At 65.0% G+C, this 19,699-nt stretch carries 15 protein-coding genes and 1 rRNA gene; 5 read left to right on the top strand and 11 right to left on the bottom strand.

Annotated elements, in window-relative coordinates; all coding sequences use genetic code 11:
• Positions 1-13: 13 nt before the first annotated feature.
• Positions 14-700, bottom strand: a complete 687-nt coding sequence (locus R9B84_RS01450) for an orotate phosphoribosyltransferase (RefSeq protein WP_034183954.1) — start codon at positions 698-700, stop codon at positions 14-16.
• Between the two features lie 460 nt (positions 701-1,160).
• Here R9B84_RS01450 and R9B84_RS01455 point away from each other — a divergent pair, with 460 nt between their 5' ends.
• Entirely contained in the window at positions 1,161-3,431 is a 2,271-nt protein-coding gene (locus R9B84_RS01455) for an NADP-dependent malic enzyme (protein WP_047899566.1), read from the top strand.
• A gap of 138 nt (positions 3,432-3,569) precedes the next feature.
• On the opposite strand, the gene R9B84_RS01460 is transcribed toward R9B84_RS01455, so the two are convergent.
• Positions 3,570-7,160 carry an indolepyruvate ferredoxin oxidoreductase family protein gene (locus tag R9B84_RS01460; RefSeq protein WP_423758990.1) on the bottom strand — a complete coding sequence of 1,197 codons (3,591 nt, stop codon included), beginning with the start codon at positions 7,158-7,160 and terminating at the stop codon, positions 3,570-3,572.
• 317 nt (positions 7,161-7,477) lie between these two features.
• Between R9B84_RS01460 and R9B84_RS01465 the strand changes: the two genes are divergently transcribed.
• On the top strand, positions 7,478-7,672 hold the full coding sequence (locus R9B84_RS01465; RefSeq protein ID WP_174421958.1) for a hypothetical protein: 195 nt from the start codon (positions 7,478-7,480) through the stop codon (positions 7,670-7,672).
• 132 nt (positions 7,673-7,804) lie between these two features.
• On the opposite strand, the gene hppD is transcribed toward R9B84_RS01465, so the two are convergent.
• Positions 7,805-8,902 (bottom strand): 4-hydroxyphenylpyruvate dioxygenase, encoded by a 1,098-nt coding sequence (gene hppD / locus R9B84_RS01470; RefSeq protein ID WP_072443206.1) that lies wholly within the window; start codon positions 8,900-8,902, stop codon positions 7,805-7,807.
• A 213-nt stretch (positions 8,903-9,115) separates the two neighbouring features.
• Here hppD and R9B84_RS01475 point away from each other — a divergent pair, with 213 nt between their 5' ends.
• A complete protein-coding gene (locus R9B84_RS01475) occupies positions 9,116-9,640 on the top strand; it encodes an Lrp/AsnC family transcriptional regulator (protein WP_423758991.1) in 525 nt (174 codons plus the stop codon).
• 70 nt (positions 9,641-9,710) lie between these two features.
• On the opposite strand, the gene R9B84_RS01480 is transcribed toward R9B84_RS01475, so the two are convergent.
• From R9B84_RS01480 to paaA, 8 genes are all read right to left on the bottom strand, one after another.
• A complete protein-coding gene (locus tag R9B84_RS01480; RefSeq protein ID WP_423758992.1) occupies positions 9,711-10,358 on the bottom strand; it encodes a GNAT family N-acetyltransferase in 648 nt (215 codons plus the stop codon).
• 243 nt (positions 10,359-10,601) lie between these two features.
• Positions 10,602-11,207: a TetR/AcrR family transcriptional regulator gene (locus tag R9B84_RS01485; RefSeq protein ID WP_065498720.1), complete on the bottom strand. Its 606-nt coding sequence runs from the start codon at positions 11,205-11,207 to the stop codon at positions 10,602-10,604.
• 16 nt (positions 11,208-11,223) lie between these two features.
• Positions 11,224-12,048 carry a DUF1835 domain-containing protein gene (locus tag R9B84_RS01490; RefSeq protein WP_423758993.1) on the bottom strand — a complete coding sequence of 275 codons (825 nt, stop codon included), beginning with the start codon at positions 12,046-12,048 and terminating at the stop codon, positions 11,224-11,226.
• Between the two features lie 128 nt (positions 12,049-12,176).
• Positions 12,177-13,241: a 1,2-phenylacetyl-CoA epoxidase subunit PaaE gene (gene paaE, locus R9B84_RS01495; protein ID WP_423759942.1), complete on the bottom strand. Its 1,065-nt coding sequence runs from the start codon at positions 13,239-13,241 to the stop codon at positions 12,177-12,179.
• A 124-nt stretch (positions 13,242-13,365) separates the two neighbouring features.
• The gene (gene paaD, locus R9B84_RS01500; RefSeq protein ID WP_423758994.1) at positions 13,366-13,929 is read right to left on the bottom strand and encodes a 1,2-phenylacetyl-CoA epoxidase subunit PaaD; all 564 of its coding nucleotides are present in this window, start codon (positions 13,927-13,929) and stop codon (positions 13,366-13,368) included.
• 25 nt (positions 13,930-13,954) lie between these two features.
• Positions 13,955-14,758: a 1,2-phenylacetyl-CoA epoxidase subunit PaaC gene (gene paaC, locus R9B84_RS01505; protein ID WP_423758995.1), complete on the bottom strand. Its 804-nt coding sequence runs from the start codon at positions 14,756-14,758 to the stop codon at positions 13,955-13,957.
• A gap of 10 nt (positions 14,759-14,768) precedes the next feature.
• Positions 14,769-15,053 carry a 1,2-phenylacetyl-CoA epoxidase subunit PaaB gene (gene paaB, locus R9B84_RS01510; RefSeq protein WP_010092957.1) on the bottom strand — a complete coding sequence of 95 codons (285 nt, stop codon included), beginning with the start codon at positions 15,051-15,053 and terminating at the stop codon, positions 14,769-14,771.
• A 44-nt stretch (positions 15,054-15,097) separates the two neighbouring features.
• The gene (gene paaA, locus R9B84_RS01515; RefSeq protein WP_047899576.1) at positions 15,098-16,096 is read right to left on the bottom strand and encodes a 1,2-phenylacetyl-CoA epoxidase subunit PaaA; all 999 of its coding nucleotides are present in this window, start codon (positions 16,094-16,096) and stop codon (positions 15,098-15,100) included.
• Positions 16,097-16,295: 199 nt separating this feature from the next.
• Here paaA and R9B84_RS01520 point away from each other — a divergent pair, with 199 nt between their 5' ends.
• On the top strand, positions 16,296-17,561 hold the full coding sequence (locus R9B84_RS01520; RefSeq protein ID WP_423758996.1) for an SGNH/GDSL hydrolase family protein: 1,266 nt from the start codon (positions 16,296-16,298) through the stop codon (positions 17,559-17,561).
• Positions 17,562-18,135: 574 nt separating this feature from the next.
• Positions 18,136-19,668 (top strand): 16S ribosomal RNA (locus R9B84_RS01525).
• The last annotated feature ends 31 nt before the right edge of the window (positions 19,669-19,699 follow it).

A 19,699-nucleotide genomic window follows, 5' to 3' on the forward strand; every position in this document is an offset into this window, starting at 1 on the left:
TGCCGGCGCGGCGTCACTCCTGGGCGCCCGTCGCGCCGCCGTGCGCAGCCGACCACTCGGCCGGCGCGTGCAGGAACTTCTCGACTTCGTCGAGCGTCTTCGTCTCGAAGTAGCCCGATGCCTTCGCGACGCGCAGCACGTCCCACCACGTCGCCAGTGCGTGCAGGTCGACGTCGATGTCCTTCAGGACCGACACGCTTTCCTTGAAGATGTCGTAGTGGAACAGCACGAAGCAGTGGTTCACCGTCGCGCCCGCGGTGCGCAGCGCGTTGACGAAGTTGATCTTGCTGCGGCTGTCGGTCGTCAGGTCTTCCACCAGCAGCACGCGCGAGCCTTCTTCCAGATGGCCCTCGATCTGCGCGTTGCGGCCGAAACCCTTCGGCTTCTTGCGCACGTACTGCATCGGCACCATCATCCGGTCCGCGATCCATGCCGCGAACGGGATGCCGGCCGTCTCGCCGCCCGCCACCGCGTCGATCTGCTCGAAGCCGATGTCGCGCGTGATCGTCGTTTCCGCCATTTCCATCAGCGCACGGCGCACGCGCGGATACGAAATCAGCTTGCGGCAGTCGATATAGACGGGGCTTGCCCAGCCGGACGTGAAGATGAACGGTTTTTCGGCGTTGAAGTGCACCGCCTGCACTTCGAGCAGGATTTTGGCGGTCGTATCCGAGATCGACTGACGATCGTAGCCTGTCATGGGCATTCCTTGGGTGTTGAGCGAGGATCGGGCGCGGGCCCGGTGGCGCAGCAAGGGGAACCTGCCCAGGGGGCCGGGGCGCGATCGGAGGGCCAATCGCATCGCTGCGCGCGTAGCCCGCTATTTTACCCGATTCAGGCCGGTTTTCGGCGGAATTCGCGCAGGTTCGCGGTGCGTCTCACCACTGGCGAAACAAACGGGGACTGACCGCTCGCGCGCCGATGCCGGGGATGCGGCGCTGCACCAACATGTGTCATGCGCGGGGTGTACACTAGGCGACCCTTAGAAATCGTTCAGTACTTTGTACTTTCCTCTTGCCACCCGCCAAGGTTCGATGGCGTGCCGACCCGGCGCGTCGCGTGCCGTCTCTCAGTCGACCATCCCCTCGATTCAAGCAGACGCGGCCGAAGGTGCTGTGTACTGAACCGTCAAAATTTCGCATGTCTCTCGCAGGTCAATCATGGACGAACAACTGAAGCAGGCCGCTCTCGCTTATCACCTGAACCCGAAACCCGGCAAGATTTCGGTCACCCCGACCAAGCCGCTGTCGAACCAGCTCGATCTGTCGCTCGCGTATTCGCCGGGCGTCGCCGCGGCGTGCGAGGCGATCCACGCCGATCCGCTCGACGCGCAGAAGTACACGTCGCGCGGCAACCTCGTCGGCGTCATCACGAACGGCACGGCCGTGCTCGGTCTCGGCAACATCGGCCCGCTCGCCGCGAAACCGGTGATGGAAGGCAAGGGCTGCCTCTTCAAGAAATTCGCGGGCATCGACGTGTTCGACATCGAATTGTCTGAGTCCGACCCCGACAAGCTCGTCGAGGCAATCGCGATGCTCGAGCCGACGCTCGGCGGCATCAACCTCGAGGACATCAAGGCGCCGGAATGCTTCTACATCGAGCAGAAGCTGCGCGAGCGCATGAAGATCCCCGTTTTCCACGATGACCAGCACGGCACCGCGATCATCGCGTCGGCCGCGATCCTGAACGGCCTGAAAGTCGTCGGCAAGAAGCTGTCCGAAGTGAAGCTCGTGTGCTCGGGCGCCGGCGCCGCGGCCATCGCGTGCCTGGACCTGCTGGTGAACCTCGGCCTGACGAAGTCGAACATCCTCGTCGCCGATTCGAAGGGCGTGATCTACGAAGGGCGCGGCAATCTCGATCCGTCGAAGCAGCGCTATGCGGCGACCACCGACGCGCGCACGCTCGCCGATGCGATCGTCGGCGCGGACGTGTTCCTCGGCTGCTCGAGCGCGGGCGTGCTGAAGCAGGACATGGTCAAGACGATGGGCGACCGGCCGCTGATCCTGGCGCTCGCGAACCCGGAGCCGGAAATCCGCCCGGAAGACGCGAAGGCCGTGCGCCCGGACGCGATCGTCGCGACCGGCCGTTCGGACTACCCGAACCAGGTCAACAACGTGCTGTGCTTCCCGTTCATCTTCCGCGGCGCGCTCGACGTCGGCGCGACGACGATCACGGAAGAAATGAAGCTCGCGTGCGTGCGCGCGATCGCCGAGCTGGCCCAGGAAACCGACCAGAGCGAGGAAGTCGCGAAGGCGTATGAAGGCCACTCGCTCGAATTCGGGCCCGACTACTTGATCCCGAAGCCGTTCGACCCGCGCCTGATCATCAAGATCGCGCCGGCCGTCGCACAGGCCGCGATGGATTCGGGCGTCGCGACGCGTCCGATCCAGGACATGGACGCGTACCGCGAGCAGCTCGGCGCGACCGTCTACCGCACCGGCATGGTGATGCGCCCGGTGTTCGCGACCGCGAAGAAGAAGCAGGCCCGCATCGTGTTCGCCGAGGGCGAGGACGAGCGCGTGCTGCGCGCCGCGCAGTTCGTGCTGCAGGAAAAGATCGCGCAGCCGATCATCGTCGGCCGTCCGTCGGTCGTCGAGATGCGCCTCGCGAAGATCGGCTCGAAGCTGAAGGCCGGTGTCGACTTCGAAATCGTCAATCCGGAAGACGACACGCGTTACCACCGCTACTGGCAGGCGTACCACGACATCGCTGCGCGCGACGGCGTGACGCCGGAAGTCGCGAAGGCCGCGATGCGCAAGTTCAACACGCTGATCGGCGCGATGCTCGTGCACCTGGGCGACGCGGACGGGATGATCTGCGGGATGATCGACACGTTCCACAGCCACCTGAAGTTCATCGAGCAGGTGCTGGGCCGTGCGAAGGGCGCGGAGCACTTCGCGGCGATGAACCTGCTGATGCTGCCGGGCCGCAACCTGTTCCTGTGCGACACGTACGTGAACGAGCTGCCGAGCGCCGAACAGCTCGCCGACATGACGATCCAGGCCGCGGCCGAGATCGAGCGCTTCGGCATCGCGCCGAAGGCCGCGCTGCTGTCGAACTCGAACTTCGGCAGCGCGCCGTCGGCGTCGTCGCGCCGGATGGCCGAGGCTCGCAAGCTGATCGCCGAACGTGCGCCGAACCTGGAAGTCGACGGCGAAATGCACGGCGACGCGGCGCTGTCGGAAGTGATCCGCAAGCAGGCCTTCCCGGGCACGACGCTGTCGGGCGAAGCGAACCTGCTGATCATGCCGAACGTCGAAGCCGCGAACATCGCGTACAACCTGCTGAAGATGGTCGGCGGCGAAGGCGTGACGGTCGGCCCGTTCCTGCTCGGCGCGGCGCAGCCGGTCCACATCCTGACGCCGGCCGCGACCGTGCGCCGGATCATCAACATGACGGCCGTTGCCGCCGCGAACGTGAACACGAAGTAAGTTCGCGCCCGCGTGTGCCGCGCTTCGGGCGCGGCGCAATGAAAAACGCCACGGAACCTGCGTTCCGTGGCGTTTTTTTATCGTGAACCGCTGCCGGCGCGGGCGGACGTCCGAACCGCGAACGCCCGCCGCGCGCCGTTACGCGACCTGCTGGTGCGACTGGCCGCCCGTCGGCGAACGCCACTTCGCGAGCAGCGTGTCCCACTTCTGGCGTACCGCGCGCAGGTTGTTCTCCTTCACGTGGCCGTAGCCGCGAATGCCGTCCGGCAGCGCCGCGAGTTCGAGTGCGAGCGGGCGGTTGGCCGCGTTCAGCTTGGCCGTCACCTCGCCGATCAGCGCTTCGTACTCGCCGATCAGCGCACGCTCGGTGCGGCGCTCCCCGGTGCGGCCGAACGGGTCGAGCCCCGTGCCGCGCAGGAACTTCGCTTTCGCGAGCAGCCGGAACGCCGACATCATCCACGGGCCGTACGCCTTCTTCACGAGATGGCCGTGCGCGTCCGTCTTCGCGAACAACGGCGGCGCGAGGTGGAATTTCAGCTTCCAGTCGCCTTCGAACTGCGCGGACAGGCGCGCGAGGAACGCGGGATCGGACTGCAGCCGCGCGACCTCGTATTCGTCCTTGTACGCCATCAGCTTGAACAGGTTGCGCGCGACCGCTTCGGTCAGTTGCTCCTGCACCGTGTCGCCGTCCGCCAGCGTGCGCTCGGCTGCGCGCACCTGGTCGACGAACGCCGCATAGCGCGATGCGTACGCGGCGTTCTGGTACGCGGTGAGGAATTCCACGCGCTTCGCGATCAGCGCGTCGACCGCCTTCTTCGTGTGCAGCGCGATCACCGTGGCGCCTTGCGCGGGGCGCGCATCGCCGGCCGCGGCGTGCTTCACGCTGGCCAGGTCGTACGCGGCGCGCCGACCCCAGTCGAAGGCCGCGCGGTTCTTCTCGACCGACACGGCGTTCAGCTCGATCGCGCGTTCGAGCGACGCGAGCGTGAGCGGCAGCCAGCCCTTCTGCCACGCGTAGCCGAGCACGAACGGGTTCGTGTAGATCGCGTCGCCGAGCAGCGCGACCGCGAAGCGGTTCGCGTCGATGAAATCGACGGCTTCACCTGCCGCCGCGCGGATGTCGTTCTCCGCGGACACGCCGGGGAACGCCCAGTTCGGGTTCTTGATGAACTCGGCAGTCGGCGTCTGCGCGCTGTTGACGACCACGCGCGTCGTGTCGTGCCGCATCCGCGACGTGCACTCGTCGCCGGCCGTGACAATCGCGTCGCAGCCGATCACGAGGTCGGCTTCGCCCATCGCGATCCGCGTCGCGTGGATGTCGGTCGGCGCGTGCGAGATCTGCACGTGGCTCATCACGGCGCCGCCTTTTTGTGCGAGGCCCGTGACGTCGAGCACGGTCACGCCCTTGTTCTCGAGGTGCGCGGCCATCCCGAGCAGCGCACCGATCGTGACGACGCCGGTGCCGCCGACGCCCGTGACGAGCACGCCGTACGCGCGGTCGATGTCCGGCAGCGTCGGTTCCGGGATCGGCGGCAGTGCGGCGCCGTCGACTGAAACCGCCTTAGGCTTCTTCAACTGGCCGCCCTCGACCGTGACGAAGCTCGGGCAGAAGCCCTTCACGCACGAGAAGTCCTTGTTGCAGCTCGACTGGTTGATCTGGCGCTTCGTGCCGAACTCGGTTTCCAGCGGCTCGACCGACAGGCAGTTCGACTGCACCGAGCAGTCGCCGCAGCCTTCGCACACCGCTTCGTTGATCACGACGCGCTTGGCCGGGTCCGGATAGGTGCCGCGCTTGCGGCGGCGGCGCTTTTCGGTCGCACAGGTCTGGTCGTAGATCAGGATCGTCGTGCCGGCGATCTCGCGCAGCTCGCGCTGGATGTCGTCGAGCTGATCACGGTGATGGATCGTCACGCCGGGCGCGAGCAGCGCCTTCTGGCTGTCGTACTTCTCCGGCTCGTCGGTGACGATCACGATCTTCTTCGCGCCTTCGGACGCGAGCTGGTGCGTGATCTGCGGCACCGTCAGCACGCCGTCGACCGGCTGGCCGCCCGTCATCGCGACCGCGTCGTTGTAGAGGATCTTGTAGGTGATGTTCGCCTTCGACGAGATCGCCGCGCGCACCGCCAGCAGGCCCGAGTGGAAATAGGTGCCGTCGCCGAGGTTCGCGAACACGTGCTTCTCGTCCGTGAACGGCGCCTGGCCGATCCACGGCACGCCTTCGCCGCCCATCTGGCTGAAGGTGCTCGTGCTGCGATCCATCCACACGGTCATGTAGTGGCAACCGATGCCGGCGATCGCGCGCGAGCCTTCCGGCACGTTGGTCGACGTGTTGTGCGGGCAGCCCGAGCAGAACCACGGCTTGCGCTCGGTCTGCACGTGCGGCTTCGCGAGCGCCATTTCCTTCGCGTTGATCACGGCGAGCCGCGCGGCGATGCGCGCGCGCACGTCGGACGGCAACTCGAACTTCTCGAGGCGCGTCGCGATCGCCTTCGCGATGATCGCGGGCGACAGCTCGTAGTGCGCGGGCAGCAGCCAGTTGCCCATCGGCACCGACCATTCGCCGCCGGCGCCGTCCTTCTCGTCGAACTTGCCGAACACGCGCGGCCGTTGCCCGTCGGGCCAGTTGTACAGCTCTTCCTTGATCGCGTATTCGAGGATCTGGCGCTTTTCCTCGACGACGAGGATTTCGTCGAGGCCGCGCGCGAATGCCTGCGCGCCCTGCGCTTCAAGCGGCCATACGCAGCCGACCTTGTAGAGCCGGATGCCGATCCGCGCGCAGGTTTCGTCGTCGAGGCCGAGGTCAGTCAGCGCCTGGCGCACGTCGAGGTACGCCTTGCCGCCGGTCATGATCCCGAAGCGCGCGCTCGGCGAATCGATCTCGATCCGGTCGAGCTTGTTCGCGCGCACATACGCGAGCGCCGCGTACCACTTGTAGTCGAGCAGCCGCGCTTCCTGCACGAGTGGCGGGTCGGGCCAGCGGATGTTCAGGCCGCCGTCCGGGACGATGAAGTCGGTCGGCAGCACGATCTCGGTGCGATGCGGGTCGATGTCGACCGACGCCGACGATTCGACGACGTCCGTCACGCACTTGAGCGCAACCCACAGGCCCGAGTAGCGGCTCATCGCCCAGCCGTGCAGGCCGAAATCGAGATATTCCTGCACGTTGGACGGGAACAGCACGGGCAGCCCGCAGGCCTTGAAGATGTGTTCGGACTGGTGCGCGAGCGTCGACGATTTCGCTGCGTGGTCGTCGCCGGCGAGCACCAGCACGCCGCCGTGCTGCGACGAGCCGGCCGAGTTCGCGTGCTTGAATACGTCGCCGGTGCGGTCGACGCCCGGGCCCTTGCCGTACCACATGCCGAACACGCCGTCGTGCTTCGCGCCGGGGTACAGGTTCACCTGCTGCGAGCCCCACACGGCGGTGGCGGCGAGATCTTCGTTGAGGCCGGGCTGGAAGACGATCTGGTGGGCCGCCAGGTGCTGCTTGGCTTTCCAGAGCGAGAGGTCGAGGCCGCCGAGCGGCGAACCGCGATAGCCGGAAATGAAACCGGCCGTATTGAGACCGGCGGCGCGGTCGCGTTCCTGCTGGAGCATCGGCAGGCGCACGAGGGCCTGGATGCCGCTCATGTACGCGCGACCGCGTTCCAGTGTGTATTTGTCATCAAGCGTGACGGACTTCAGCGCGGCTTCTAGCGACGCGCGTTGGTCTGCGTCTAGCGGGGCATTCATTAACAGTCTCCTCCACCCAGTTTGGGATCACCAAAACTCGACTGCTCCGGCGTCTTGTGAACGCGTCGGCAGTGGCCGGCATATTGGCCGGTTTTAAGCGATGGTAGCACTGGGGCAAACCCGCCACCCGCCGGTCGAAATGCGGCAGCGCACCAGGGAAAAGGGCGGGATGATGCGTTACATCATGTAAATGCATGTAAAGCCGGCGCGATCTGCGGGCAAATGCCGTTAATCTTGTCGGCCTGCCGGAGGTGCCCGGCTGCGTTGGTTCGTTTCGACGCAATCGGGGAGGCGCCGGCAGTCTTACAGGAGGTGCAATGAACACACGTCATATCCAGAGTTTCCTGATCGTGTCCGCCGCGTTTTTCGCGATGACCGGCCCGGTGCGCGCGCAAGGCGCGAGCGCACTGGCGGCAGCCGGCGCGCAGATGCGTCAGATCGTGCCGGCCCAGGATGCCGTCGCGCAGCCGGCGGCCGAGCGCGTCGTCGAGTCGAAGGCGAACGCGCGTTGATCCGGTCGCGCGGCTTGCTGGCCGCGCCGGAATGCAAAAAGGGCGGGAATCCGAGGATTCCCGCCCTTTTTCTTTGTGCCGCCGGCACGTGCGGCCGGCCCGGTTGCCCCGGGCCGCCGAGAGCCGGACGCGTCAGGCCTTGTCCTGCACGACGCCGCGGCGGATCTGGTCGAGCTCGATCGATTCGAACAGCGCCTTGAAGTTGCCTTCACCGAAGCCCTGGTTGCCCTTGCGCTGGATGATCTCGAAGAAGATCGGCCCGATCTGGTTCTCGGTGAAGATCTGCAGCAGCAGGTCGTCGCGCGCGCCGTCGATCAGGATCTTGCGCTTCTTCAGCTCGTCCAGCGATTCGCCGTGGTTCGGCACGCGGCGGTCGACCAGCTCGTAATACGTGTCGATCGTGTCGAGCAGCTTCACTTCCTTGCCGCGCAGCCCGTCGACCGCGCCGTAGATGTCGTTCGTGCCGAGCGCGATGTGCTGGATGCCTTCGCCGTGGTACGCGTCGAGGTATTCCTGGATCTGGCCGGCCGTGTCCGAGCCTTCCTCGTTGATCGGGATGCGGATCTTGCCGCACGGCGACGTCATCGCCTTCGACTTCACGCCCGTCACCTTGCCTTCGATGTCGAAGTAGCGCACTTCGCGGAAGTTGAACAGGCGTTCGTAGAACTCGGCCCACTCCTGCATGCGGCCGCGATGCACGTTGTGCGTCAGGTGGTCGATGTAGGTGAGGCCGTGACCGACCGGGTTCGGGTTCGCGCCGGCGATCGGCTCGAAGTCGACGTCATAGATGCTGATGTCGCCGATCGAGCCCGGCTGCGCGCCGTTCTTGCCGCGCCAGCGGTCGACGAAGTAGATCAGCGAATCGCCGATGCCCTTGATCGCCGGGATGTTCAGCTCCATCGGGCCCGTCTTGTTGTCGAAGCCCCATGCGCCGAGTTCCAGCGCGTGCTTGTATGCCTTCGCGGCGTCCTGTACGCGAAACGCGATCGCACAGATCGACGGGCCATGCAGGCGCGCGAAGCGTTGTGCGAACGAATCGGGTTCGGCGTTGATGATGAAGTTGATGTCGCCCTGGCGGTAGACCGTCACGTCCTTGTGGCGGTGGCGCGCGATCGCAGTGAAACCCATCCGTTCGAACAGTTGTCCGAGCGCTTTCGGGTCCGGTGCCGTGTATTCGATGAATTCGAAGCCGTCGGTGCCGACGGGGTTGTCCCAGTTGGGGATCTGCATGTCGTGTCTCCTGTGCGGGGCGATGGGCCGGCGCGACGTGCGCGTGTCCGGCCCGGTTCGATGTCGAAGGCGGCGCACGCGTCGGCGTGCGCAACGAATCGGTACATGCGACAGAGTGTAGCGGGCGGTCGCGAGCGGAAACTTGCGAACTTAATCGCCCGGTCCTACGATGGCGCAATTTCCAGTCTCTAAATAATCATTGGAGGGCATAAGATGGCGCAAACCGAATTGGATGCCATCGACCGGCGGATTCTCGCGATTCTTCAGGAGAACGGGCGCCTGTCGAACCAGGAGATCGCCGAGCGCGTGAACCTGTCGCCGAGCCCGTGCCTGCGGCGGATCCGGCGGCTCGAGGAGATTGGCGTGATCACCGGCTATGTCGCGCTGCTGGATCCGCAGAAGCTCGGGCTCGACCTGCTCGCGTATGTGAGCGTGCGGCTCGAGAAGCGCGGCGGCGTGGCGCCGGTCCGGGTCGACGAGACGTCGGCGCGCGCGGGTGCGACCCATGCGGAGCTGTTTCGCGCGGCCGTGCAAACGTGGCCGGAAGTGGTCGCGTGCCACGCGATGACGGGAGACATGGATTACCTGCTGCGCGTGCAGGTCGAGGACATGGCGCATTTCTCCCGCTTCGTGCAGGAGCATTTGCTGCATCACCCGTCGGTCATCGACGTGAAGACGAGCTTTTCACTCGAATGCTTCAAGGAGACGACGGCGTTGCCGATTCGTTCGGTGCGCTAGTGCACCCCGGCGGCGGGAGGAGGGGGAAAGGGGGCCGGGCGCGCGGCAGGCGCGGCCCGGTCGGCCGATGTTACGCCGTCAGCGCGGCGGGCATCAGCGATTCGATGAACTTCGACGTGCGGTGCGCCTGGCGCTTGAGCGCGTAGTCGAACACCGCCGCCTGTTCCTGCAGCATCTCGGCGATGATCGTCGAGTGGTCGGCCGGCGGCAGCGACAGGTACGCATCGGCTTCGCCGTACGCGTACTCGATCCGCATCCCGGACTTCTTCGCGATGTGCATCATCGTCGCGTTACGCGACAGGCAGTGCATGTACAGCATCGTCACGCGCGTGTTGCGGCTGCGGATCGCCGCGCGCTCGAACAGCTTCGAGCCGACGCCGCGGCCGCGTGCGCTTTCAAGCACCGACACGCCGAATTCGGCCGTGCGCTTGTCGCCCTCGACCGGCAGGTAAGCCAGGTGGCCGACGCCGATCAGTTCGAGTTCGTGGTCGAACACGCCGAACACGGTGTCGCGACCGAAGTCCATCGTGCGGACATAGTTCTCGATCACGTGGTCGGGCACCATCTGGCCGAAGCGCAGCAGGCGGTCCTCTTCGCCGAGCGAGAGAAAGTGGGTGAGCATTTGCTCGCGGTCTTTGGAAGCCAGTTCCCTGACGAGAACCGGCGCACTACCGGCGGTGCCGACGACATCGGCATTGCCGTTCAATTGCGTGTTCATCGTGGGTTCCTCAAGTGTGACCGTACAGCGGGTTGTGCAACGCAACAGCATTTTACCCGACCGTCAGCCCCCGGATTGGGGAAAACCCGTATTTAACCTTATTTATGCTGGAGGATGAATTCTAAATCCGCTTAGTTAATCTCGTATCTATTTGATTTTTAACAAATTTAAAATTCATCATATGAAACGCGCGACGGGCGGTCGCAGTGTGCCCGTCGTGCAACGCTTGCTGCTGTGCGGCAATCAGGTCGCCGTCGACAGTCCGCGTTCGATCAGGTCGATCACCTGCTCGGCGAAGTCGCGGTAGCCGAGACGGCCGCCCGGCTTCAGCCACGTGAACGTCCAGTTGATCATCCCGAACACCATCATCGTCACGGATGTCTGGTTTTCCTTCGAGATGCGGTCAGGGTATGCACGCGCGAGCTGCCGCGTGAACGCGGCGACGATATCGCGCTGGCGGTCGAGCACGATCTCGCGCTGTGCGTCCTCGAGATACTTCACATCGTTGAGCAGCGCGACATGACGGCTGTGCGACGTCTCGTATTCGGCGAGGAACGCGCGCACGAGCTCGGCGAACGCGTCGCGCTCGGTGAGGCCGCGCCGCTGGCTCGCCCCTTCCACCTCGGCGATGATCAGCATCAGCCGCTTCGTGTAGCGGTCGAGCAGGTCGAACAGGATCGCTTCCTTGCTCTCGTAATAGTGATAGAGGCGTGCCTTCGACGTGCCGCTCGCGGTCGCGAGATCGGACATCGACGTGCTCGGGTAGCTCGTCTGCGCGAATTTCTCGGCGGCGAGATCGAGGATCTGCTCGCGCTGGGATTCGTGGTCGGGCGCTCGGGTACGGGCCATGGTCGAATGCGGAAGATTAGCGGTGCGTGGTGGCCGCGCGGGCCGCGCGCACCTGCGTGGAGGAGAGGGCGGCGGGCGCATCATCCTGCAGCTCGAGTCGGCCGGCCGCCGCGAGTTCGCGGCAGCGCCACCAGGCGATCGAGTCGCTGACGAACAGGCCGCCGCGGTCGGCGTCGGCCATGATGCCGCCGACGAGGCGCCGCGCGGGCAGCCAGTCGGTTTCCGTGCGTGCGACGATCAGCGCGTCGAGATCGGCGTAGTAGCCGCTCTTGATCGTGTTGCTGACCCAATAGCGAAGTTCGGCGTTCAGGTGCTTCGCCTCCTGCCATTCGAGCGCGAGGCGGCCGATGCGCAGCACCGAGATCGGCGCGGCCACCGGCCGTTTCCGCGCGAGTTCCGCGGGCGAGAACATCCCGGTCGAGCACGCCTGGTCGGTGCGCGACAGCGACGTGCGCTGCGCCGTGTCGAGATCGGCGGCCGACAGTCGCACCTCGTTCAGGCGCTGCGGGACATTGCGCAGGTGATAGGCGACGCGGCGCAGCAGCAGCTTGTCGCCGACGCTCGGCGCGTGCCAGACGACCACCTGGCCCGACTCCGTCGCGAGCTGGTCGAGGCGAGCGAATTCGTCTTCGATTTCCGCGTTCCAGTCGGGAATCTGGTCGCCGAGCACGTGCTGCCAGAAGGCAGCACGCGTGTCGGGCGTCTCGTCGGCGCCCTTGAGCGGCCCGACGCCGAGATCGTCGAGCAATCCGACGACGCGCTCGTCGCGTCCGGCTTGCACGAGTGCCTCGCGCAGCGACGCGGCGGCGGTGCCGCCCTGAATCACATGAATGGTACTCATCGGCCTGTCGTCAACAAAAGAAAACCGCCGGCCGGGTGGACGTTGCGATGTCCAGCCGGCCGGCGGCCCCTAGTGTAAGCGAGATGTGTGACGACGAGAAACCGTCCGGCGCCGCGACGCGACGCCGCTCAACGTTCGTCGTAGCTCACGACGACCTTGTCGCTGACCGGGTGGCACTGGCACGTGAGCACGAAACCGTCCTTCACTTCGTGCTCCTCTAGCGTGTAGTTCTTCTCCATCCGCACTTCGCCTTCGATCACCTTCGCGCGGCACGTGCAGCACACGCCGCCCTTGCACGCGTAAGGCAGCGCGAGGCCCGCGCGCAGGCCGACATCGAGCAGGCTCACGCCTTCGTACGGCAGGCGCAGCTTGCGCTTCTTGCCGTCGAGCACGATTTCCAGGTCGGCGGCCGGCGTCTGGTCGGTGATCTCGACGACCGGCGCGCCGGCTTGCGGCAGCGGCGTGCCGAAGCGCTCGACATGCACCTTCGCCTGCGGCACGCCAGCTTCCTTCAGCGCCGCTTCGGCCGCGTCCATCATCGGCGCGGGGCCGCAGATGAACGCCTCGTCGATCGCGTCGGCCGGCATCAGCGTAGCGAGGAATTCCGCGCATTTCGCCTGGTCGAGCACGCCGTTGAACAGCTCGACGTCCTGCTGGTCGTCCGACAGCACGTGATAGAGGACGAAGCGGTTCATGTAGCGGTTCTTCAGGTCCTCGAGCTCCTCCGCAAACATGATCGCGTCGACGCTGCGGTTGCCGTAGATCAGCGTGAACGTGCTGCGCGGCTCGAGTTCGAGCGTCGTCTTCACGATCGCGAGCACGGGCGTGATCCCCGAGCCGCCGGAAAACGCGATGTACTGCTTGCCATGGTCGGCATTCAGGTGCGTGAAGAAGCGGCCGTCCGGCGTCATCACGTCGATCGTATGGCCCGGCTTCAGCGTGTCGAACGCGAAGTTCGAGAAACGGCCGCCGCGCACGCGCTTGATGCCGATGCGCAGTTCGCCGTCGCGGTCGTAGTCCGTCGTGCCGACGCAGATCGAATATGAGCGGCGCGTTTCCTCGCCGTCGATGTGGGTCTTCAGCGTGACGAACTGGCCCTGCGTGAAGCGGTACGCGTCGCGCAACTCCGGCGGCACGTCGAAGGAGACGGTAACGGCGTCGGCGGTCTCGGGCCGCACGTCGCGGATACGCAGCGGATGAAATTGCGGGGTCGACGACGACCCCTGCCGGGCCGCCTCGCGCGACGGATCTGCTTCCGGGGAATGGGGGGGCTGCACCCCCCCAAGCGAACGAAGAGAGCGTGGGGGCTGTTTCATCTCAATAGGGTTTGAAGTAGTCGAAGGGTTCGCGGCAGTCGACGCAGCGATACAGCGCCTTGCAGGCCGTGGACGCGAATTGCGCGAGACGCTCGGTGCGGGCGGAGTCGCAGCGCGGGCACGCGGGCGCCGCGACGGGCCGCGGCACGAAACGCACGACGTTTTCCCGCGGCGCGGTGCTGCCGCACTGGCCGACCGGCGGCGCGATGCCGTACGCGCGCAGCTTGTCGCGCGCTTCCTGCGTGATCCAGTCGGTCGTCCACGCGGGCGCGAGCACCGTTTCGATCCGGTGCGGCGGGAGGTCGGCCGCCTGCAGGGCGGCAGCGACGTCCTCCGCGATCTGCGACATGGCCGGGCAGCCCGAGTAGGTCGGCGTGATCACGACTTCGAGCAGGCCGTCGTCCGCGCGGCGGACGTCGCGCAGGATGCCGAGCTCGCGGATCGACACGACCGGGATCTCCGGATCGGGCACCGTTTCCAGCACGTCCCATGCGCGGGCGAGCAGCGGATCGTCGTGACGCGCGGCGGGCGCGGCGTTGGCGGGGGCGGCGGTCTGGACGGACATCGTCGGGCTCCGTGGTGTTGGCTGGTTACCAGGTCGCGCCGGGGTGCTGGCGCGCGAGGCTCTGCATTTCTGCGAGCAGATAACCCATGTGCTCCGAGTGCTCGCCCTGCTTGCCGGTCGTCACATGCATCACGGGCGCCGGCAGCGTGAGCGTCGCCTCGGCGAGCGCATCGTCCACGTCCGCGCGCCATGCGGCTTCGATCGCGGCCGGTGCCGGGCCGATGCCCGGTGCGGCAATCGCATCGTCGATCGCATCGGCTGCGAAGAATTCGCGCGTGTACGGGGTCAGGTAGTCGAGCGCATCCTGCGCGCGACGGTGCGATTCGTCGGTGCCGTCGCCGAGGCGAACGAGCCACTCGCGTGCGTGCTGCACGTGATAGCGGGTTTCCTTCACCGATTTCGCGGCGATCGCGGCGAGCTGCGTGTCGGTCGATGTTTCCAGCGCGGTCCATACCTGCAGCATCAGCGCCGCATAGAGGAAGTTGCGCACGATCGTCACCGCGTAGTCCTTGTCGGCGTGCGCGGTGCCGGAAACCGGGCCGTAGTGCGGCAGCTCGGCGAGCGTGAAGTTCGCGAACTCGCGCTCGGTACGGAAGTACGCGTAGTCGTCCTCCGTCTTCGTCGCGCCGGTGAGCTGGCGCTCGAGTTCGGCCGCGTGCGTATACAACATGCGCGCCTGGCCGATGAGGTCGAGGCTCATGTTGGTGAGCGCGATATCTTCCTCGAGGATCGGGCCGTGGCCGCACCATTCGGCGTTGCGCTGACCGAGGATCAGCGCGTTGTCCGCGAGGCGCAGCACGTAGGAGAGGTGTTCGGGCGTGATCGTCATGGCGCGGGCGTTACATGTGGTTGACTTCATCGGGCAGCGTGTAGAACGTCGGGTGACGGTAGATCTTGTCGCCCGCCGGCTCGAACAGTTCGGCCTTCTCGTTCGGATCCGATGCGGTGATCGCCGACGACGGCACCACCCAGATGCTCACGCCTTCCTGGCGGCGCGTGTAGACGTCGCGCGCCATGCGCAGCGCCATCGACGCGTCGGCGGCGTGCAGGCTGCCGCAATGCTTGTGGTCGAGGCCCTGCTTGCTGCGCACGAACACTTCCCAGATCGGCCATTCCTTGTTCATCACTTTCTCCTGATTCCCTCATTCCTGAATTCGATGGTTGCCGCTCAGGCGGCGTGCTGTTCGGCGCGCGCGCGGCGCTTCGCTTCGTGCGCGAGCGCGGCTTCGCGCACCCATGCGCCGTCCTCGTGCGCTTTCACGCGGGTCGCGAGGCGTTCCTTGTTGCACGGGCCGTCGCCGTTGACCACGCGCCAGAATTCGTCCCAGTCGATCGTGCCGTAGTCATGGTGGCCGCGCGCGTCGTTCCACTTCAGGTCGGGATCGGGCAGCGTGACGCCGAGCACCTTCGCCTGGTCGACCGTCGCGTCGACGAACTTCTGCCGCAGGTCGTCGTTCGAGATCCGCTTGATGCCCCATTTCGCGGACTGGCTGCTGTGGACCGAATCGGCGTCGCTCGGGCCGAACATCATCAGCACCGGCCACCACCAGCGGTTCACGGCCTGCTGGACCATCGCGCGCTGTGCGTCGCTGCCCTTCATCATCGACAACAGAGCGTCGAAACCCTGGCGCTGGTGGAACGACTCTTCCTTGCACACGCGGATCATCGCGCGCGCGTACGGGCCGTACGTGCAGCGGCACAGCGGGATCTGGTTCATGATCGCAGCGCCGTCGACGAGCCAGCCGATCACGCCGACGTCGGCCCAGGTCGGCGTCGGGTAGTTGAAGATGCTCGAGTATTTCGCCTTGCCTGCGTGCAGCGCGTCGATCAGCGAATCGCGCGACACGCCGAGGGTTTCCGCCGCGCTATAAAGATAGAGGCCGTGGCCGGCCTCGTCCTGGACCTTCGCGAGCAGGATCGCCTTGCGCTTCAGGCTCGGCGCGCGCGAGATCCAGTTGCCTTCCGGCAGCATGCCGACGACTTCCGAATGCGCGTGCTGCGAGATCTGGCGAACCAGCGTCTTGCGATAGGCGTCGGGCATCCAGTCTTGCGGTTCGATCTTGCCGTCCGCGGCCATCACCGCATCGAACCGCGCCTGCTCGGGCGACTCGGCGGCGGCGTCGAGCGGCGCGACGTTGCCGGGGATGTCGAGGGATTGCGTGTACATGGCGAGGTTCTCGTCCGGTTGAATGTGTGCGAAGTATAAACCAACCGACCGGTCGGTTAATAAATTTCTTGCGGAATTGCGGCGAGACTCGGGTAAACGAGGGACGTCGGGGCGCGATCGGGCGGCGCAAGCGCGGTCCGGTGCGTGAGCCCCGCGTCTTCTGCGGCACAATGCCCGCTTTCCGATGAGGATTTTGCCGATGTCATTCCGAAGCAGTTTCGCCGCGGCCGTGCTGGGTGCGGCCGTTTTCGTGCCGCCGCTTGCGGCTTCGGCCGCGCCGGCAGGATGGGTCGCCGCGTGGGCGACCGCGCTGCAGCCGATTCCCGACCTTGCCGCACCGCCGCCGCTCTATCGCGCACCCGATGTGGCCGGGCGGACCGTTCGCCAGATCGTCTATCCGACGGTGTCCGGGCGGGCAGCACGGATTCGCGTGAGCAATGCATACGGTCACGCACCGCTGGTCGTCGAGGCTGCGAGCCTCGCGCGCGCCGGCGACGGCGCTGCGCTCGCCGGCGGCGCGGTGGTGCCGGTCCGGTTCGGCGGCAAGGCGTCGGTCACGCTCGCACCGGGCCAGGAGCTCGAAAGCGATCCGGTTGCGATCGACGTGACGGCGGGACAACCGTATGCAATCAGTGTCCAGATGGGACCGAATCAACGGATGACGGTCTGGCACCGCGTGTCGAACCAGTTCAACTATGTCTCTGCGCCGGGCGATCACGTGAACGATCCCGGCGCCGCTGCGTTCCGCACCCGTTTTACCCAATTTGCATGGGTGACCGAGCTGGCCGTCGAGGCCGGTTCGGCGCATGCCAGCGTAGCTGCGATCGGCGATTCGATCACCGACGGACTGCGTTCGAGCATGAACCGGAACCGCCGCTGGCCGGACGCGCTGGCGCGTCGGCTGACGGTGTCGGGCGCCGATTCGATCGGCGTCGTGAATCTGGGCATCAGCGGGAATCGGCTGCTCAGCGATTCCGCGTGCTACGGCACGTCGCTGGCGTCTCGGTTCGAGCGCGATGCGCTGTCGCGCGCGGGAGTGAAGGCCGCGGTCGTGCTGATCGGGATCAACGACATCAACTTCGCGGCGATGCCGCCGCGCGCGGGGCTCGATTGCGACCATCCGCATACGCAGGTCACGGCTGCGTCGCTGATCGACGGCTATCGCCGGCTGATCGAGGCGGCACACCGCCAGGGCGTGAAGGTCTTCGGCGCGACGCTTACGCCGGCCGGGCTGCCGGCCGGACGCGAGGCGATCCGGCTCGAGGTGAACCGGTGGATCCGGAGCGGCGGCGGGTTCGACGGCGTGGTCGACTTCGATGCGGTGCTGCGCGATCCGGCGCGCCCGAGCGTGCTGCAGCGCCGATATGACAGCGGCGACGGCATTCATCCGAGCGACGCCGGTTACACGGCGATGGCCGACGCAGTGCCGGTCGAGCAGTTGCAGGCTGCCGTGGGCGGCAAGTGACGCGCTCGCTCCTACCATATAGAGGGTGAAGCGTTGCCGGCGGCCGGGAGGTCAACGGTGGCGCCCGGCCCGTCGAGCCCCGAGCCACCGTGCGCGCCAGCGCACGGTGGCTTTTTCAAAATATTTTCACAAAGGGGCTTGCGGAGATGCGGGCGGGTGCATAGAATCACGCCTCTTTCGCGCTAACGGAAACGCGGTGCGGAAGAGGGGAAGCGGAGTCGGTGGTGTGCAGCAGGTTGGGCGCACGGCTGGCGCAGGAAGAAGAACCCCGCAGTCGCAACGAAGCAGTTAAAAAGTTGTTGACGATCTGCAAAACACGGTTCATAATCTCGCTTCTCTGCTGCTGAAAACGCAGCGCTGCTGAGAAACTTCAGGTTTCTTGCAGAAATGCTCTTTAAAAATTAACAGCCGATAAGTGTGGGCGCTTGATGGTAGCGAGCTGATCTTCGGATCAGAAAGCGAAAGTATCAAGAGTCTCACACTAAAGTAAGTCAGGTTTATGAAGCAATTCATATTCCTGTCAGCTTTGAGTGAGCGACCGGTTCTTAACCGAACCGAAAACAGTAACAGGTTTAAACTGAAGAGTTTGATCCTGGCTCAGATTGAACGCTGGCGGCATGCCTTACACATGCAAGTCGAACGGCAGCACGGGTGCTTGCACCTGGTGGCGAGTGGCGAACGGGTGAGTAATACATCGGAACATGTCCTGTAGTGGGGGATAGCCCGGCGAAAGCCGGATTAATACCGCATACGATCTACGGATGAAAGCGGGGGACCTTCGGGCCTCGCGCTATAGGGTTGGCCGATGGCTGATTAGCTAGTTGGTGGGGTAAAGGCCTACCAAGGCGACGATCAGTAGCTGGTCTGAGAGGACGACCAGCCACACTGGGACTGAGACACGGCCCAGACTCCTACGGGAGGCAGCAGTGGGGAATTTTGGACAATGGGCGAAAGCCTGATCCAGCAATGCCGCGTGTGTGAAGAAGGCCTTCGGGTTGTAAAGCACTTTTGTCCGGAAAGAAATCCTTGGTTCTAATATAGCCGGGGGATGACGGTACCGGAAGAATAAGCACCGGCTAACTACGTGCCAGCAGCCGCGGTAATACGTAGGGTGCGAGCGTTAATCGGAATTACTGGGCGTAAAGCGTGCGCAGGCGGTTTGCTAAGACCGATGTGAAATCCCCGGGCTCAACCTGGGAACTGCATTGGTGACTGGCAGGCTAGAGTATGGCAGAGGGGGGTAGAATTCCACGTGTAGCAGTGAAATGCGTAGAGATGTGGAGGAATACCGATGGCGAAGGCAGCCCCCTGGGCCAATACTGACGCTCATGCACGAAAGCGTGGGGAGCAAACAGGATTAGATACCCTGGTAGTCCACGCCCTAAACGATGTCAACTAGTTGTTGGGGATTCATTTCCTTAGTAACGTAGCTAACGCGTGAAGTTGACCGCCTGGGGAGTACGGTCGCAAGATTAAAACTCAAAGGAATTGACGGGGACCCGCACAAGCGGTGGATGATGTGGATTAATTCGATGCAACGCGAAAAACCTTACCTACCCTTGACATGGTCGGAATCCTGCTGAGAGGCGGGAGTGCTCGAAAGAGAACCGATACACAGGTGCTGCATGGCTGTCGTCAGCTCGTGTCGTGAGATGTTGGGTTAAGTCCCGCAACGAGCGCAACCCTTGTCCTTAGTTGCTACGCAAGAGCACTCTAAGGAGACTGCCGGTGACAAACCGGAGGAAGGTGGGGATGACGTCAAGTCCTCATGGCCCTTATGGGTAGGGCTTCACACGTCATACAATGGTCGGAACAGAGGGTTGCCAACCCGCGAGGGGGAGCTAATCCCAGAAAACCGATCGTAGTCCGGATTGCACTCTGCAACTCGAGTGCATGAAGCTGGAATCGCTAGTAATCGCGGATCAGCATGCCGCGGTGAATACGTTCCCGGGTCTTGTACACACCGCCCGTCACACCATGGGAGTGGGTTTTACCAGAAGTGGCTAGTCTAACCGCAAGGAGGACGGTCACCACGGTAGGATTCATGACTGGGGTGAAGTCGTAACAAGGTAGCCGTATCGGAAGGTGCGGCTGGATCACCTCCTTTCCAGAGCTTCTCGCAAAGTTGAGCGCTCACG

It is taken from the genome of Burkholderia sp. NLJ2, from assembly GCF_049487195.1.
Classification (GTDB): domain Bacteria; phylum Pseudomonadota; class Gammaproteobacteria; order Burkholderiales; family Burkholderiaceae; genus Burkholderia; species Burkholderia pyrrocinia.

Excerpts from the sequence above, each read along its gene's own strand:
- R9B84_RS01450 (WP_034183954.1), bottom strand. The coding sequence starts at position 700 with ATGACAGGCTACGATCGTCAGTCGATCTCGGATACGACCGCCAAAATC.
- R9B84_RS01455 (WP_047899566.1), top strand. The coding sequence starts at position 1,161 with ATGGACGAACAACTGAAGCAGGCCGCTCTCGCTTATCACCTGAACCCG.
- R9B84_RS01460 (WP_423758990.1), bottom strand. The coding sequence starts at position 7,160 with ATGAATGCCCCGCTAGACGCAGACCAACGCGCGTCGCTAGAAGCCGCG.
- R9B84_RS01465 (WP_174421958.1), top strand. The coding sequence starts at position 7,478 with ATGAACACACGTCATATCCAGAGTTTCCTGATCGTGTCCGCCGCGTTT.
- hppD (WP_072443206.1), bottom strand. The coding sequence starts at position 8,902 with ATGCAGATCCCCAACTGGGACAACCCCGTCGGCACCGACGGCTTCGAA.
- R9B84_RS01475 (WP_423758991.1), top strand. The coding sequence starts at position 9,116 with ATGGCGCAAACCGAATTGGATGCCATCGACCGGCGGATTCTCGCGATT.
- R9B84_RS01480 (WP_423758992.1), bottom strand. The coding sequence starts at position 10,358 with ATGAACACGCAATTGAACGGCAATGCCGATGTCGTCGGCACCGCCGGT.
- R9B84_RS01485 (WP_065498720.1), bottom strand. The coding sequence starts at position 11,207 with ATGGCCCGTACCCGAGCGCCCGACCACGAATCCCAGCGCGAGCAGATC.
- R9B84_RS01490 (WP_423758993.1), bottom strand. The coding sequence starts at position 12,048 with ATGAGTACCATTCATGTGATTCAGGGCGGCACCGCCGCCGCGTCGCTG.
- paaD (WP_423758994.1), bottom strand. The coding sequence starts at position 13,929 with ATGTCCGTCCAGACCGCCGCCCCCGCCAACGCCGCGCCCGCCGCGCGT.
- paaC (WP_423758995.1), bottom strand. The coding sequence starts at position 14,758 with ATGACGATCACGCCCGAACACCTCTCCTACGTGCTGCGCCTCGCGGAC.
- paaB (WP_010092957.1), bottom strand. The coding sequence starts at position 15,053 with ATGAACAAGGAATGGCCGATCTGGGAAGTGTTCGTGCGCAGCAAGCAG.
- paaA (WP_047899576.1), bottom strand. The coding sequence starts at position 16,096 with ATGTACACGCAATCCCTCGACATCCCCGGCAACGTCGCGCCGCTCGAC.
- R9B84_RS01520 (WP_423758996.1), top strand. The coding sequence starts at position 16,296 with ATGTCATTCCGAAGCAGTTTCGCCGCGGCCGTGCTGGGTGCGGCCGTT.